Raw genomic sequence first — 15,805 nt, 5'->3', positions numbered from 1 at the left:
TTTTAGTATACCAGTTCTACATTATCGATCCACATCGTATTACCCGGCGAACCGATATAGGCACCGCCATGGCTGGAAGTAAACTGCAGGATCAGATGAGTCGGCATTTCGTCTTCCTCCGCCCAACCTATTTCCTGAATCGGGACGCTTTCTCCCCGGCTGTTCAGGGCATACCGTTCTTCCACCTGAATCCGCATATAGGGTTTATATTCCGGATGATGGGATATATCTCCATAAAGAATCGGATAAGTAGCATCGTTCGTCCAGCCGTCTGTGGACTCCGTATAACGCTGCACCATTGTCCCGACACGCTTGGCATATATATTCCCTTCCTTATCCTCCCAACGTTTCTGCAAGAAAAGGATGGCGGCGATCGAATCCTGCCCGGCCACTGTCGATTTACGGCTGAAACCGGTACTGCGAATACGGTCCTTTTCCGGAGCCAACTTCACCTTATAGTCAAAACGCAGGGCTTTCGGCTTCTTGCTAAACGCAACTCCGCTGTTCAGCATCGCCTGCGGGTTCTTGGTCCCTTTGATCGGTTCGTGCACTGATCCTAAGAAAAGAGAACCGGCAGCCACGACTTCGATGTCGACCAAACCGAATACTTTTACGCTCTCCATCCGTGTTTCCAGGCGTGCGCACCATCCGTCACCCCGTTCCTCCGGGAAAACGGAAGTATTGGTCTTAACCACGCCCGCTACTTTAGCCATCACGTTGGAGTTTGCCCAAGGAGAACCGCCCCGGTTCTTATACGCCGTATTGCCGACGATCGTATCTGTCGGCCCCAGCTCATAAAGGTGCTTCGTGTTTCCTCCGATAATACCGGATTCATGTATTTCACGAACCACCCACTGGTCCATATCGCCGTAAGTAAACGGGACGACATGCTCCTGTCCTTTGACAAGCGATAGCTGACCATTGGCAAGCAACAGGGAACCTATCGCCAATATTTTCAAATATTCAAATCTCATTCTCCTTTTATTACACAAACTATCCATCTTATAAAGAATACCCCCATTCCTTGAGAGCCATTCCCCAGTTTTCCTCTACAAGCTGTACCGTACGGTCGTCATACTTGTATTGGTTCTTTTTATAGCCTTTCTTCTTACCGAGATATTTCTCGATATCTGCTTTAGACTCTTCAAATCCGGGGAGGTTTAATTTCTTGTAAATATCCTCCGTCATGGCAAAGGCATCCTGCTCGAAATCCTCGAACTTCACCTCTACCAGATTTCCTTCAGGTATCAAGTGCTTTTCTTCTTCATATTTATAGAACAAACGGCGATACACTTCGATCAGGTTGCTTTCGATCTGTTCGTTGGAAATATCCTGCAGACGAAGCGGCTGTATCGTATTGGTGAAGAAGCTGCGTGTGCTTTCGAATACGGTGTACGGATTCCGTTTCAGGTAAATAAATTTGGCATTGGGAAACATCTCGACCAATGTCTTTACACGTCCCGTATGAGGCGGATTCTTGCTCAAAAACTGGGTTCCGTGCGTATTCCAGAGTGAAATCTTGATCAGTTTGAGGAAGGTCTGCTTAAATATTTCCCGCTCATGTTCGCTGATATTGTTGAACAGCAGGTAGCGGTCACAATATTCCAACATGTGTTTCGGGAAAAACCAGAAGTTATAATACGAATAAGGCATCATGTTGGCCAAAGCAAACTCCTCTTCCTGGGGAAGATCCACCTTTAGTTCCATATTATCGGTCGGACGCTTATCCGGCATCATGAATGACATATTCTTCTTAAAGAAAGGCTGTCCCCAAAGCATCAGGTTCGGGAATACGGTCTGATACGTCGTGTTATAACCGAAATGCTTATCGCATGAAAAGACATTGTGCATGAATGTCGTCCCGCTGCGCCAATGCCCGAGGATAAATACCGGGTCCATTTCCAGCGGCTTGTCGGCAATCTTACGATAGCGTGCATTTTCAAACGGTTGCAACGGACTAAGCAGGCGGCAAACGGATTTAGTCAGAAAATACTTCTTACGAAATCCTTTGTCGATGGTTCTATTGGCTGTCACAGCCTTAAACGTTTTCCAGTCAGCCCCTACCAATGTATTGATCGGTAGCTTGTCAAATTCCAATCCCATAATTTATTTATTTTCTGTTATGTATTTCACGGGAACACCTTGCCGTTCGAGTTCCTGGCAAACAGCACGGATAGCCTCGTAGTGCTCGGCCCCGATACCCAATTCCGGCAGGTTCAGTACGGCCAGTGCATCCTCCGTCACCATATCCCGTGCATCTATGCGGCCGATAATCATACCGACAGCCGATGTGTTGTTCGTGATCGGGTCGATCAGGATGAAGGCACCAGTCTGTTTATTCTTCTGATACGGATCAAAGAACAGTTCTTTACCGGTCGTAAAGACTACACGTCCGATCTCATTCAGTTTCATTGGCAAATTCTCCACTGTCAATTGTCCATTGTCAATGGACAGCTGTTCCATCGTATTGACATTCACTTTATAGCGGATGTTGTCCACACGGGCACGTGTCAGGTTGGTTGTATGTTTGATATAGAACTGTTTGTTGACATCCATCGGTTCCTCGTCCATCCATACCAGCATCGCTTCGAAGTTACGGTCTGCGATGGGCTGATTGTCCGGATGAACCAGCATTTCCCCGCGTGATACGTCGATCTCGTCTTCCAGTGTAATCGTTATGCACTGGGGCGGGAAAGCATATTCCAGTTCACCGTCATACGTAACGATGCTTTTTACTTTGGAAGTCTTACCCGAAGGTAAAGCCATCACCGTATCGCCCTTGCGCACGACACCGCTGGATACCTTTCCGCAGAAACCGCGGAAATCCAGGTTCGGACGCAAAACGTATTGCACCGGATAGCGGAAGTCCTCGAAGTTACGGTCCTGGTCGATAGGAACCGTCTCCAGGAAGTCGAGCAACGACGGGCCTTCATACCAGGGTGTGCGCTCGCTCTTATCCACCACATTATCGCCATCTAAGGCGGAAAGCGGAATATAAGTGATATCCGGGATATTCAGGGAAGAGACAAACTCTTTATAGTCGGAAACGATCTTATCGAAAATCTGTTTGTCGAAATCAACCAGGTCCATCTTGTTCACCGCCAACACCACATGTTTGATGCCTAACAGGGAAACTAAATAGGTATGGCGGCGTGTCTGCGTGATCACTCCCGTACGGGCGTCCACCAGGATAATGGCAAGGTTGGCTGTCGAACCGCCGGTAATCATGTTACGGGTATATTGTTCATGTCCCGGGGTGTCGGCAATAATAAACTTACGGTTGTTCGTACTGAAATAGCGGTATGCCACGTCAATGGTAATTCCCTGTTCGCGTTCGGCTTTCAGTCCGTCCAGCAACAAGGCATAATCGATATGATCACCTGCATTGCCCATACGCTTGCTATCGCGTTCGAGGGCATCCAGCTGATCTTCGTAAATCTTTTTACTGTCAAACAGCAAACGGCCGATCAGCGTCGATTTCCCATCATCCACCGATCCGGCAGTCAGAAAGCGGAGTAAGTCTTTCTGTTCATCCTTATCCAAAAACTCCTTTATATTTAATGTTGCCATATTAAAAATATCCTTCACGTTTCTTTTGTTCCATACTTGCATCCTGGTCGAAGTCGATCACACGGGTCGTACGTTCGCTCTTCGTGGTGGTCATCATTTCTTCGACAATCTTTTCGATCGTGTCGGCATTGCTTTCCACAGCACCGGTCAGCGGCCAGCAACCCAATGTACGGAAACGTACCATCCGCATCCTGATCTGATCGCGATATTGTTCCGGCAGGCGGTCGTCGTCTGCCATGATCAGGTTGCCGTCGATCTCTACGCAGGGGCGTTCCTTGGCGAAATACAACGGTACGATCGGTATGTTTTCCAGACGGATATACTGCCAGATGTCCAGTTCCGTCCAATTCGACAACGGGAACACACGGATACTCTCGCCTTTATGCACACGTGCATTATAGATATCCCACAACTCCGGACGCTGGTTCTTCGGGTCCCACTGGTGGAACTTGTCGCGGAACGAATAGATACGTTCTTTCGCACGGCTCTTTTCTTCATCACGACGGGCACCGCCGAAAGCGGCATCAAACTTGTATTTATCAAGAGCATGCAACAAGGCCTGCGTCTTCATCAGGTCCGTATGTACCTTGCTGCCATGCGTGAAAGGCCCTACACCTGCATGGAAGGCCTCCATATTGGATTCGACGATCAGGTTCCATCCGAACTTCTTTGCATAGTCGTCACGGAACTGGATCATCTCCTTGAATTTCCATTTGGAATCGATGTGCATCAATGGGAAAGGAACCTTTCCCGGATAAAAAGCCTTTTCAGCCAGGCGAACCATGACGGAAGAGTCTTTGCCGATAGAATAAAGCATAACAGGATTCTCAAACTCGGCAGCAACCTCCCGGATGATGTGGATGGATTCTGCCTCCAACTCCTGTAAATGGCTTAACTTATAATCTGACATAATTATAGGATTGTTTTGTTTATTTCTTATTTATGATTGTCTTGCGACTGTTACTTTCGGAATGACCAATTCCATCAGCTTACGGACAGAGTCCTGCAAACTCAATACGGACGTATCTAACGTCAGGTCGGGATGCCCGGGAGCCTCGAACGGTGCGGAAACACCTGTAAAGTCTTTGATCTCACCCCGGCGTGCCTTTGCATACAAGCCTTTGACATCGCGCCGTTCGCATTCTTCGATCGGCGTGCTGATATAAACCTCCAGGAAATTCTCTTTTCCGATGATGGATGCCGCCATTTCCCTCAGATCGTTGTTCGGGCTGATAAAAGCCGCTATGGTTATAATACCCGTATCGATAAAAAGTTTGCTTACTTCGGCTATCCGGCGGATATTCTCCACCCGGTCTTCCGCAGAGAAGCCCAGGTTGTTATTGATCCCGCTACGGATATTATCTCCATCCAGGATGCGGCACAACAGACCGCATTTATGCAACTCACGTTCAAGCGCAATAGCAACCGTACTCTTACCGGAACCACTCAGCCCGGTAAACCAGACCATCACACTGCGCTGCTTCAACAAGCGCTCCTTATCCTCCCTCGTCATCATCTTATCGAAGATAGGATAGATATTATTTTGTTTTTCTTCCATTTTCAACTGTTTAGAATTTCCAGATCAACGGGATCATGAATACCGAGATCAAAAAAGTGATCAGATTCAACGGCAAGCCGATTTTCACAAAGTCCGTGAACTTATAACTGCCGATACCTTGTACGATCAGGTTCGTCTGGTAGCCGATCGGCGTACTGAAACTGGCGGATGCCGCCATACAGATCACGACAAAGAAAGGCGTCGGGTCCACACCCAACTGCGTTGCCACCGACAATGCGATCGGAAAGCTAAGCGCCGCAGCCGCATTATTGGTAATCAACTCCGTAAAAATATTCGTAATGATAAAAAGAATGGCCAGCAAAGCATACGGGCCTATATTGTGAGCCATATCGATAATATGGCGGGCAATCAAAGCGGCAAAGCCTGAATTTTCCATCGCCTTACTGATCGCAAAAGCGCAGGCAATCGTGATCAGGATATCCCAGGAGATATATTTCGTGTACTTCTTCGGAGGAAATATCTTTGTCCAAGCCATGATTATCGTTGTGATACAAACGAAGAAAAACATATCCAGACGGATTTCCGGAAAAGCTTTTCTCACAACAGGCAACTCCCCGACTGTCGCACCGACAATCATAAAGATAAGCAGCCCCAGTGCCAACCAGCGTTTCTTACGGGAAACAGGTTCCGTCCCCTCGCTTCCGTTGGCAAGCAGAAGGAAGACACTCGATTCGCCCCATGTCGGCACGAACGTTTCATCCGCCCAAAGCACCAGGGTGTCGCCTTCATGCAAGACTACTTTATCCAGATCCCGCGTGAACCGTTGTCCCCCGCTCTTGACCTCTTTTACGATCGCCCCATAGTGACGGGTAAAGTTAAACTCGCCCAATGTCTTATTGATACCAGGAAAACGCGAACCCAACACAGCCTCCACACGGTGCAGATTGCCGGGGGTTCCCTCCTCCTCCTCTTCCTCGTAGGTATCCGTCCGTGAATCGGGCAACAGTTTATTGGAGAATATAAACAGATAGATAATACCGGCCAAAGCGATAAAAATGCCGACCTTACCAAGTTCGAACATCGTAAACCCTTCGTAGCCTGCCTCCAGGATCATCCCATGCACAACCAGGTTGGTCGACGTCCCGATCAGGGTACAAATACCGCCTAAGATCGTCACATAAGAAAGAGGTATCAGGAATTTCGTTGCCGGCAACTTGACCGACTCCGCCCACCGTTTGATGATCGGAGCAAAGATAACGACAACAGGAGTATTATTCAGAAAAGCGGAGATAAAAGCGATAGGCGGCAACATACGGAACTGAGCCTTGAAAACAGTCGTTTTCCCTTCCGGCAACAGTTTCTTTATAAGCTGTCCCAATGCACCGCTCTGCCGGATACCCTCGCTTACCAGAAAAAGCATCCCTACGGTAATCATTCCTTTATTGCTAAAACCTTCCAGCATTTCCTTCGGCGTCAATATACCGGCACACAAGAACAGCACTACAACCGTGAGTAACACCATCCCGGGTCTCAACTTATCCCAGATCAACGCCGCTATCATGCCGACCAAAGCCAGCAATACAAATATTATTTCAAAGTTCATGCCTACCCAATCTGTAAGTATAAGTTTTTAGATAAGGTGCAAATGTAATAAGAATATTAAAGCCAATCTCATTACAATAACCTATTTTTAGGGATTTCTTACTTACAGACCAAAAGTTTCAGCAAACGGAACAAACGTTCGTCAGAGGGGTTTGACTATGAACCAAGGATTGTGAAGGTCTTCCTTATTATACTTTAAAGGTGTCTTTCCGTCTATATGGAAAACCTCACATCCGGCTGCCCGTGCAATTGCATGTCCGGCTGCCGTATCCCACTCCATTGTCGGGGCAAAACGAGGATATACATCGGCCGATCCGTCTGCTACTAAACAGATTTTCAGACTGCTGCCGCTGCTTATCAGCGTAACCGGCTGCCCCTGTTTACGCAGGTTTTCTATAAAAGCGGTCGTATCTTCCGTCTGGTGCGAACGGGAAGCCACGACGACAACTCCCTGATGCCCCATCGACAAAGGCAGACGCACGGCATTCGCCAGCATCTCATCCATTGACGGCTGGTTACTGCTATCCACTCCGGTAAGCTTAAAAGCCCCCTGCGAATCGACGGCAAAATACAATTCCTTCCGTACCGGGACATAGATAACGCCCAACACTGGCACTCCTTCTTTCACGAGCGCGATATTCACTGTAAATTCACCATTCTTCTTGATAAACTCTTTCGTTCCATCCAGTGGGTCCACAATCCAAAGTTCATCCCACGCCGAACGTTCGGCAAAAGGGATTTCCTTTCCTTCCTCACTCAATACGGGAAACGGGGTTACGGACAATGCCATCGATATAATCTTATGTGCTTTCTTGTCCGCCTTTGTCAAGGGGGAGTTATCGGCTTTTCGCTCGATACCGAAATCAGACTCCGGATCAGTATAAATATCCATGATAGCTTTGCCAGCATCGAGGGCGGCACGCACTGCTATATAAAGGTAGTTTGCATAGTTGTTCATCATCACTTGTCTCTTTTTTAGATTGTCAATATACAAATATAAGTATTTTCCTTGAATAACCGGAATTATAAGGGCTTCTTTTTATACTTCGGGAAGATTGGCGGACCATAAATATGGTTTACCGGAGGGGGACTTATTGTATAAAACGCATTTTTCAGCCTCGGAAGAAGTCCGAGACACAATAAATGTCAATCCGATTTTCAGCCGTCAAAAAAGGGCTTTTTCCCCTTTCCCAGGAGTCTATTGCCGGGAAGTCAACCTTTATTTCATTTATCCGGAACTTTATCGTCCTGAAGACGGTCGTCATACCCTATGAAGACGGTCGCCATTCAAATGAAGACGGTCGCGACGGCGATGAAGACGGTCGTCATGGCGACAAGGCCCCGGAATTTCCTTTGAATATTTGGGACGCCGCCCATCTTCGTTTTGCTACAGGCGATTCTCCGGGAGTTAAGGTTTATCACTTTGCCGGTGTTTCCGGTTTCCGGCAATCAAATTGCACGCTTTCCGGAACGAGCTGCGCACCTCATCTCCTCTGTTGTCAGTCGAACAGGTTAAAACCATGAAAAGAGTCAATTCAAAATCGATCAACTTTTCGGACGAAATAGAAAAACACCCCGGAAAGGGGGTTATTGTCAGTTTTAACATATTTAACTATACGATCGACCGCCCAATCTCATACCCTTCTTCATAAAGGGCGGTCAGCTTCTTCCGGTCGCTGGTCGTGCGTCCCACTTCTATTTTCTTTTCAGGACGGATAACGATTGCGTCTCCTTTGGCTTCCAGCTCGTCAATATAGTCCAGCACTTCGTTATAACGACGGTAGCGCAGTTTCAACTGTTCGCGGATAGCCGGATATTGGCGGTAGATAAATCCCGGCAACCAGAAATCCTTTTCTTTTTTCCGGTAGCCTTTATTGCGTGTCAGGATAATCACATTCTTGCGGAAACCGTCATCGATGGCACGCTGGATGGGGATTGCATCACAAACGCCGCCATCTACCATCGGTACGCCGTCTACATACGCCACCGGACAAAGCACCGGGAGCGTACACGAAGCGCAGCAGATATCGACAAGGCGTTTCGCATCATGCTTTTCCTCGAAATATTCAGCTTTACCGGTGAGGCAATTGCTGGTGACCATCACGAAACGGTCCGGCGATTTGAAATAAGTATCAAAATCGAGCGGGTAATATTGCTCCGGATAGATATAAAACAGATATTTCATATCGATATACCCCCGCCCACGCAGGAAATGCCGCAGACCTATGTAGTTATACTTTTCCAGCAGGTCGATATTGCTGAAACGGGAACGCCCGGGCTGCCGGGAAGCATAAGAGATGCCATTGCTTGCCCCGGCGGAAACACCTATTGTATAAGGGAACCAAAGGTTATGCTCCATAAAGCAATCCAACACGCCGACGGTAAAAACGGCACGCATTCCCCCGCCCTCCAACACCAAACCTGTATGACTGTCTATTTCCATATCTGTTTTATTATAAAATAAAAGCCATTGCCTGGCTCACACCGGACAATGGCCCCAAAAATATAATAAATCAGCGATATAAACATAGTCTTTTTACAGAATAACTTCGTTTACTAACGGACGGTGATGACGGAAATCATCGATGTTTTGAAGGGTAGTTTCTGCTATATTATGCAGCGCTTCCCTTGTAAAAAAAGCCTGGTGCGAAGTTACTATTACATTGTTAAAAGAGAGCAGACGGGCCAGTACATCATCGTCGATAATCTTATCGGACTTGTCTTCATAGAAATACTCTCCCTCCTCCTCGTACACATCCAAACCGGCGGCTGCAATCTTCTTTTCCTTCAAGCCTTCGATCAGATCGTTGGTGTTGATCAGCTGTCCGCGACCGGTGTTGATAATCATTACGCCGTCCTTCATCTTTCCGATGGAGTCTTTGTTGATCATATATTTCGTCTGGTCGGTCAGCGGACAATGCAAAGAGATAATGTCCGACTCACGATACAGCTCGTCCAGCGATACATAAGAGAAGCCTTCTTCTTCGGCAAACTTCAGGTCCGGATAAAGGTCATAAGCCAGAATACGCATACCGAAACCTTTCAGCATCCGGATCAGTATTTTGGCAATCTTTCCAGTGCCGATAATACCGATTGTCTTGCCGTGCATATCGAATCCCATCAAGCCGTTCAATGAGAAATTGCCGTCACGCGTACGCCAGTAGGCACGATGAATCTTACGGTTGAGCGACAACATAAGGGCAAGCGAATATTCAGCTACAGCATAGGGCGAATAGGCCGGAACGCGCACGACCGGCAGTTTGCCTTTGGCTGCTTTCAAATCCACATTATTAAAACCGGCGCAGCGAAGGGCCAGCAGCTTGACACCGTTGTCCACCATCGCGTCGATCACGGTAGCGTCGGCGGTGTCGTTTACAAAGATGCAGACAGCGTCCACACCTTGTGTCAGTACTACGTTATTCGGGTTCAGGTGTCCTTTGTAGTAACGGATGTCGTAATTGTACTTTTCATTAACCTTATCAAATGAAGCTATATCGTACGGTTTAGCTCCAAAGAATGCAATCTTATATGCCATATTATTTGTTTTTATATCTAACAATCAAAGAAGGCTAATTGTTGCTACAGCCAAACCGCCATAAAAACGAGGTCCGGCTAAGAAGTACTTAACCGGACCCAGTCTATAATTGATAAATAATATTTCTTATTCAGCTTCCTTTGAAGACTGCTCTCTTTTTTCTGCAGCGGCTTTACGCTTATTATCCAAATGAATAAAATAACCGCCTATAACAACTGTCCCTAATAAGCACATTCCCATAAACCACATCATATTCATATACAATCTCCTTTCTTATCAGTGTTATCAATTAAAACAAATCCTATTGCGATTCCAAACATAAAGAAAAAGAAACCCAAACCATATACAACAGCCGGATTAATATTTTCCGATACAATACTACTAAGGATTACTCCTCCGAAAATCAACTTTGAAATGTCTAAGACAAAGATTCCAACTCTTTCTTTTATTTCCATAGCTAATACATTTAGTTAAACAATATCGCAAAGATAATCAATCTTTATTACCAAGCAAGCATTACTGCCTGAATCTTACGGAAATTCAATCGCCACCGTTGTCCCCTTGCCCACTTCCGAAAGGATGTTCACCTCCGCCCCGTAGGTCCGCAGGATACGCATGGAAAGGCTGAGGCCGATGCCGTGTCCGGCAAATTCCCGTGTATTGGAGGCGCGATAGAAAGGTTGGTACACACGGGTGATTTCCTCTTCCGGGATGCCGATGCCCGTATCGGTAATAGTTAAGGTAGCGCCTTTCAAACGCATTTCGACAGGCGCTTCCCCGGAATACTTACAGGCGTTATTCAGGATATTATTGATTGCTATCTTCAGCAGATACGGATTCGCCTGAATGACAAAAGCAAAGTTATCGGTTGTAAAGCGAATCCGGTTGCCGACGAACTGCATCAGGAAATCGGCCAACAGGACTGTCTCGCGCTCATTCTTCAGTATTTCCTTATCCCCATGAGAGAGGAAGAGCAGATTTTTCATCAACTGGATAATTCGCTTTGTCTCCGACGCGATACGCCCCAAAGCGGCCTGATATTCGGCTGGCGTACGCTCTTTCAGCAGGCTGATTTCACATTCTCCCTGAATGGCCGTAAGCGGATTGTTCAGCTCATGGGAGGCATTACTGATAAAAGACTTCTCGCTCTGGTAAGCCGCATCTATACGGTCCACCATACGGGTTGCATACAGACGTCCTACGAAATAGACCAAGACTGCACTGACCACCAACATAGCCAGCAGCAACCACCCGATCCGTTGCTGTATATCACCGCCATACTGGTTACTCGAAATCACCACAACGATAAAATTGCCCTCATTATCGGGATAATAGACTGCCGCCCCTAATTCCTTGTCTTTATGGAACCGGACAACATTGCCTTTATAAAGATCACTTATCTTATCGTCCGTCAGATAACGGGATAAAACAGTTCGTGTTTCGGCAAGACTGTCCGCATTCAGCAATATTTCCGAAGCGACCGGCAACGTCTCCTCATAGTGTTTCTGGATACGGGCATAGTCTTCCTCGTTCACCTCGTCTTTCTCCCAATGTTTCTCTGCAATAGCATAGGCCTTTTCGGTCAGATAGGAATAATAAAGACGGCTGATGTAGTTAGTTGCCACAAAATAAAAAACAACTGTCACCATTGCAATAATGCCGATGGTGATAGTCGTATAAAAGAGAGCGATCTTATTTCCTGTTTTCATGCTTCCAACATATAGCCCACTCCCACCACGGTGCGGATCATTTTGTGGTCAAAATCCTTATCGATCTTACTGCGGAGATAGTTGACGTAGACGTCTACCACATTCGTATTCGTATCGAAATTCTTATCCCATACGTTCTTCAGGAGCGTCAGGCGGCTCTGTGCCATTCCCTGATTCTGGATCAGATATTCAAGCAAGCGATATTCCTTAACAGTAAGATCGATCACAACCTTGCCGCGCGTAGCCCGGTGGCTGGACGGATCGAGTGTCAGTTCGCCACAGGTCAGAAGCGGAACGGCCGGCTCCGCTCCCGTACGCCGCAGGAGAGCTTTGATGCGCGCCTCCAGTTCTTGGAAACTGAAAGGTTTCACCAGATAATCATCGGCACCGGCATCCAGACCACTGACGATATCTTCCGTCGTTCCCAAAGCGGTCAGCATAATGACCGGCGACTGATAGCCATACGTCTGGCGGTATTGCTTACAGAGTTGCAGACCGTTCATTTTCGGCATGATAATATCGAGGATCAACAATTCGAAATCTTCCTGCTGAACCAACTCCCAACCGGCCTGGCCATCATAGGCTACATGAACCTCGTGCCCGAACTCCAGCAACCCCCGTTCGATGAACGAGGCGATGTTCACTTCATCTTCTACTAATAATATCTTTGCCATTGTTTATATCGTGTATCAGACTACAAATATATTAAATTATTCCTGACTCCCCGTTACAACCTGCGTTGTAACAATTTCCCATCCTTATCGTAAAGCATCCGGCGATAGAAAGCCTCCACCATCAACGGAAAGACGAAAAGAGTGAAGAATGTCGCGCCGATCAGACCGCCGATAATAACGATTGCCAACGGACGCTGGCTTTCCGAACCGATACCATGGCTCAAAGCTGCCGGCATCAAACCTATTGCGGCCATCGACGCAGTCATCAGGACGGAACGCACACGCGAACGGACGCTTTGTTTCACCGCCACCTCCAACGGGCTACGGGCTTTCAGGTTACTCTTGATATCCGAAATCATAATCACCCCGTTCTGTATACAGATACCGAAAAGGGCGATAAACCCGATACCGGCCGAGATAGAAAAATTAAACCGCGTTATCAACAAAGCGAGGATACCTCCAACGGCAGCATAGGGCACATTCAACAAAACCAATCCTGCATCGCGGGCATTTCCGAAGAGAACAAAAAGGATGATAAAGATAATCGCAATACTGACGGGTACGACTTGTGCCAACCGCTTTGTCGCACGCTGCTGATTCTCAAAATCACCGGTCCATTTCAGGGTATAGCCTTCAGGAAGGTTCACCTGTTTTTGTACTTTCTGCTGCGCCTCGGCAACAGCCGTTCCCATATCACGTCCGCGGACAGAGAACTTAACGGCACAGAAACGGGCATGATTGTCACGATAGATAATCAGCGGTCCGGTAATCGTCCGGATATCAGCCAACTCTTTAATCGGAACCATCGTCCCGTCACGTGCCGGAACCAATATCTTCCCGATCTCTTCTTCGCCACGGCGGAACGTGGAGTCGTAACGCACCATGATATTGAACTTCCGCTCATCCTCATAAAGCAATGAAGCACTTTTGCCTCCTATCGCCATCTCGATGATCGACTGCACATCCTCTTTGGCAACACCATAGCGTGCCAGACGGGATTCATTCAGTTCGATCCGGAGTTCCGGTTGCCCGATATTGCGGATTACGCCCAAGTCTTCTATGCCGTCTACGGTCTGTAATACTTTATAAACTTCGACCGCTTTTTTCTCCGATTCATATAAATCTTTACCGAAGACCTTCACCGCAATAGAGCCTTTCACACCGCTGGCAGCCTCTTCCACATTATCGCTGATCGGTTGCGAGAAGTTGAAATCCACACCCGGATAAACATCCAGCCGGTCCTGCATCCGGTCGATCAGTTCCGCCTTTGTCAACTTGCTTTTCCATTCTTTCTCGGGATAGATGTCCACATGAAACTCAATATTGTAGAAACCCGTCGCATCCGTCCCGTCATTCGGGCGTCCCGTCTGCGAAAGTACTTGCCGGACCTCCGGATAGGAAGCTAACGTACGCCTCATCTGATTTGCCAATTTCACAGACTCATCCAACGAGATACTCTGCGGAAGCGTCGCACGGATATAGATAGAACCTTCGTTCAGCTGCGGCAGGAATTCCGTCCCCAAAAGTGTGAAACACCATAACCCTACGGCTGCAACTAAAGTCGTAACGGTTATCGTCATCCGTTTATGGGCATGACAGCGGTCAAACAGCCCTGTTGCGGCCCGATTCACCCAGGCAAGAAACGGGTTATGTTTCTCGCGCACATTCTTTTTCAACAGCATCGACGAGAGAACCGGGACAAGCGTCAATGTAAAGATCAACGCTCCTAACAAGGCAAACCCTAACGTGTAAGCAAGTGGACTGAACATCTTCCCTTCCACTTTCTGGAAAGAGAAGATCGGAACCAAAGCCGTAATAATAATCAGTTTGGAGAAGAACACGGCTTTCGCCCGGTCTTTCGCCGTATGCCGGATAATACCCATCTTACTCATCACGTTGAAGGCCGGCATCCCGACCTCGCGCGCTTTCTTGTCGAGCGCGACAAACAGCCCCTCCACCATCACGACAGCCCCATCGATGATGATACCGAAGTCGATCGCCCCCATCGACAACAGGTTGGCACTCATTCCCATCACCCGAAGGCAGATGAAGGCAAAGAGCAGCGCCAACGGTATGATGATAGACACCACTACCGTTGTACGCCAGTCCGCCATAAAAATCAACACAATGAAAGTTACCAGTAAAATGCCTTCTATCAGGTTATGCGTAACCGTACGCACGGCGAGATTCACTAAATCCTCCCGGTCGTAGAACGGTACGATCCGCACATCTTCCGGCAACGCATTCTGCTGGATATCGGCAATCTTATCTTTCAGCGCGGCAATCACTTCGCCGGGATTCTCCCCTTTCCGCATCACGATGATTCCCTGCACAACGTCGTCCTCTTCCATCCGGCCTACCTGTCCGAGGCGCGGCAGGCACGACTCGTGCACATCCGCCAGGTTTTTAACCAAAATAGGCGTTCCGTTGATGTTCTTGACAACGATGTTCTCAATTTCCTTCACATCATTGATTAGACCGATACCCCGGACGACATACGCCTGCGAACTGCGTGTAATCACATCACCGCCCACATTGATATTACTCTTGGCAATGGCATCATACAGTTCGAGCGTCGTCACTCCATAGTTAATCAACTGGTTCGGGTTCACGCTCACTTCGAATGTCTTGACTTCGCCGCCAAAACTGACGATGTCCGCCACTCCGGGCACCGCACGCAGCTTCCGCTCGATCACCCAGTCCTGGAACGTCTTCAACTCGCGCACCGTCCGTTTGTCACTGCGCAGCGTATAGCGAAAAATCTCCCCTGTCGGTCCGTACAAAGGTTGTACCTCGGGTGTCACGCCTTCCGGCAGGTCGGCATCGTTCAGCAGGTTATAGACTTGCTGGCGGGCATAGAAATCATCTACATCATCATCAAACATCACATTGATCACCGACAGCCCAAACAAGGTCGTACTCCGGATATCCGTCTTCTTCTGTACCGGATTCATGGCTATCTCGATCGGGATCGTGATAAACTTCTCGATCTCTTCTGCACTTCGTCCCGGCCACTGGGTGATGATGGTCACCTTCGTATTCGTCACATCAGGAAAGGCATCGACGGGGGTATGCAGGAAACTGACAGCTCCGGCAATAATGGCTATCATGGTCAGGAAAAAGATAAAAAACTTGTTCCTGAGGGAAAAGGTGATAATCTTATCTATGAATGTATGCATCTTGTCTTCTCTTCTAA

General features: G+C 47.7%; 15 protein-coding genes. 1 reads left to right on the top strand and 14 read right to left on the bottom strand.

Going from position 1 to position 15,805, the window contains the following annotated elements; translation table 11 throughout:
- Window positions 1–2: 2 nt before the first annotated feature.
- The 7 genes from DWW90_RS17405 to cysQ all read right to left on the bottom strand — a co-directional run bounded on the left by DWW90_RS17405 (window position 3) and on the right by cysQ (window position 7,649).
- The gene (locus DWW90_RS17405) at window positions 3–974 is read right to left on the bottom strand and encodes a PCMD domain-containing protein (RefSeq protein ID WP_122345890.1); all 972 of its coding nucleotides are present in this window, start codon (window positions 972–974) and stop codon (window positions 3–5) included.
- A 28-nt stretch (window positions 975–1,002) separates the two neighbouring features.
- Window positions 1,003–2,103 (bottom strand): sulfotransferase, encoded by a 1,101-nt coding sequence (locus DWW90_RS17400; RefSeq protein WP_115498808.1) that lies wholly within the window; start codon window positions 2,101–2,103, stop codon window positions 1,003–1,005.
- 3 nt (window positions 2,104–2,106) lie between these two features.
- A complete protein-coding gene (gene cysN / locus DWW90_RS17395; RefSeq protein ID WP_122345889.1) occupies window positions 2,107–3,570 on the bottom strand; it encodes a sulfate adenylyltransferase subunit CysN in 1,464 nt (487 codons plus the stop codon).
- 1 nt (window position 3,571) lies between these two features.
- Window positions 3,572–4,483 carry a sulfate adenylyltransferase subunit CysD gene (gene cysD / locus DWW90_RS17390; RefSeq protein ID WP_199659147.1) on the bottom strand — a complete coding sequence of 304 codons (912 nt, stop codon included), beginning with the start codon at window positions 4,481–4,483 and terminating at the stop codon, window positions 3,572–3,574.
- A gap of 27 nt (window positions 4,484–4,510) precedes the next feature.
- The gene (gene cysC / locus DWW90_RS17385) at window positions 4,511–5,128 is read right to left on the bottom strand and encodes an adenylyl-sulfate kinase (RefSeq protein ID WP_115498811.1); all 618 of its coding nucleotides are present in this window, start codon (window positions 5,126–5,128) and stop codon (window positions 4,511–4,513) included.
- A gap of 10 nt (window positions 5,129–5,138) precedes the next feature.
- The gene (locus tag DWW90_RS17380) at window positions 5,139–6,692 is read right to left on the bottom strand and encodes an SLC13 family permease (RefSeq protein ID WP_122345888.1); all 1,554 of its coding nucleotides are present in this window, start codon (window positions 6,690–6,692) and stop codon (window positions 5,139–5,141) included.
- 141 nt (window positions 6,693–6,833) lie between these two features.
- A complete protein-coding gene (cysQ, locus tag DWW90_RS17375) occupies window positions 6,834–7,649 on the bottom strand; it encodes a 3'(2'),5'-bisphosphate nucleotidase CysQ (protein ID WP_122345919.1) in 816 nt (271 codons plus the stop codon).
- 185 nt (window positions 7,650–7,834) lie between these two features.
- Here cysQ and DWW90_RS17370 point away from each other — a divergent pair, with 185 nt between their 5' ends.
- Complete coding sequence (locus tag DWW90_RS17370) at window positions 7,835–8,215, top strand: hypothetical protein (protein ID WP_122345887.1); 381 nt, start codon at window positions 7,835–7,837, stop codon at window positions 8,213–8,215.
- 88 nt (window positions 8,216–8,303) lie between these two features.
- Here DWW90_RS17370 and DWW90_RS17365 read toward each other — a convergent pair whose 3' ends face one another.
- From DWW90_RS17365 to DWW90_RS17340, 7 genes are all read right to left on the bottom strand, one after another.
- A complete protein-coding gene (locus DWW90_RS17365; protein ID WP_122345886.1) occupies window positions 8,304–9,134 on the bottom strand; it encodes a patatin family protein in 831 nt (276 codons plus the stop codon).
- Window positions 9,135–9,227: 93 nt separating this feature from the next.
- Window positions 9,228–10,226 (bottom strand): 2-hydroxyacid dehydrogenase, encoded by a 999-nt coding sequence (locus tag DWW90_RS17360; protein ID WP_122345885.1) that lies wholly within the window; start codon window positions 10,224–10,226, stop codon window positions 9,228–9,230.
- A 126-nt stretch (window positions 10,227–10,352) separates the two neighbouring features.
- Window positions 10,353–10,484, bottom strand: coding sequence for a hypothetical protein (locus DWW90_RS20965; protein ID WP_255418887.1), 132 nt, complete (start codon window positions 10,482–10,484; stop codon window positions 10,353–10,355).
- Window positions 10,481–10,681 (bottom strand): DUF6722 family protein, encoded by a 201-nt coding sequence (locus DWW90_RS17355; protein WP_115498816.1) that lies wholly within the window; start codon window positions 10,679–10,681, stop codon window positions 10,481–10,483. The genes DWW90_RS20965 and DWW90_RS17355 overlap by 4 nt, the downstream gene beginning before the upstream one ends.
- A 75-nt stretch (window positions 10,682–10,756) precedes the next feature.
- Entirely contained in the window at window positions 10,757–11,935 is a 1,179-nt protein-coding gene (locus tag DWW90_RS17350; protein WP_122345884.1) for a HAMP domain-containing sensor histidine kinase, read from the bottom strand.
- Window positions 11,932–12,609: a response regulator transcription factor gene (locus tag DWW90_RS17345; RefSeq protein WP_122345883.1), complete on the bottom strand. Its 678-nt coding sequence runs from the start codon at window positions 12,607–12,609 to the stop codon at window positions 11,932–11,934. Before DWW90_RS17345 ends, DWW90_RS17350 begins: the two co-directional genes overlap by 4 nt.
- Before the next feature lie 53 nt (window positions 12,610–12,662).
- The gene (locus tag DWW90_RS17340; RefSeq protein ID WP_122345882.1) at window positions 12,663–15,788 is read right to left on the bottom strand and encodes an efflux RND transporter permease subunit; all 3,126 of its coding nucleotides are present in this window, start codon (window positions 15,786–15,788) and stop codon (window positions 12,663–12,665) included.
- Window positions 15,789–15,805 lie beyond the last annotated feature (17 nt).

Source organism: Parabacteroides sp. AF17-28 (assembly GCF_003479205.1).
Classification (GTDB): domain Bacteria; phylum Bacteroidota; class Bacteroidia; order Bacteroidales; family Tannerellaceae; genus Parabacteroides; species Parabacteroides acidifaciens.
Note: the sequence above shows the minus strand (reverse complement) of the source record. Positions and strands in the feature narration are given on the sequence as shown.

Coding starts and splice junctions, on each gene's coding strand:
- DWW90_RS17405 (WP_122345890.1), bottom strand. CDS start 974: ATGAGATTTGAATATTTGAAAATATTGGCGATAGGTTCCCTGTTGCTT.
- DWW90_RS17400 (WP_115498808.1), bottom strand. CDS start 2,103: ATGGGATTGGAATTTGACAAGCTACCGATCAATACATTGGTAGGGGCT.
- cysN (WP_122345889.1), bottom strand. CDS start 3,570: ATGGCAACATTAAATATAAAGGAGTTTTTGGATAAGGATGAACAGAAA.
- cysC (WP_115498811.1), bottom strand. CDS start 5,128: ATGGAAGAAAAACAAAATAATATCTATCCTATCTTCGATAAGATGATG.
- DWW90_RS17380 (WP_122345888.1), bottom strand. CDS start 6,692: ATGAACTTTGAAATAATATTTGTATTGCTGGCTTTGGTCGGCATGATA.
- cysQ (WP_122345919.1), bottom strand. CDS start 7,649: ATGAACAACTATGCAAACTACCTTTATATAGCAGTGCGTGCCGCCCTC.
- DWW90_RS17370 (WP_122345887.1), top strand. CDS start 7,835: ATGTCAATCCGATTTTCAGCCGTCAAAAAAGGGCTTTTTCCCCTTTCC.
- DWW90_RS17365 (WP_122345886.1), bottom strand. CDS start 9,134: ATGGAAATAGACAGTCATACAGGTTTGGTGTTGGAGGGCGGGGGAATG.
- DWW90_RS17360 (WP_122345885.1), bottom strand. CDS start 10,226: ATGGCATATAAGATTGCATTCTTTGGAGCTAAACCGTACGATATAGCT.
- DWW90_RS20965 (WP_255418887.1), bottom strand. CDS start 10,484: ATGAATATGATGTGGTTTATGGGAATGTGCTTATTAGGGACAGTTGTT.
- DWW90_RS17355 (WP_115498816.1), bottom strand. CDS start 10,681: ATGGAAATAAAAGAAAGAGTTGGAATCTTTGTCTTAGACATTTCAAAG.
- DWW90_RS17350 (WP_122345884.1), bottom strand. CDS start 11,935: ATGAAAACAGGAAATAAGATCGCTCTCTTTTATACGACTATCACCATC.
- DWW90_RS17345 (WP_122345883.1), bottom strand. CDS start 12,609: ATGGCAAAGATATTATTAGTAGAAGATGAAGTGAACATCGCCTCGTTC.
- DWW90_RS17340 (WP_122345882.1), bottom strand. CDS start 15,788: ATGCATACATTCATAGATAAGATTATCACCTTTTCCCTCAGGAACAAG.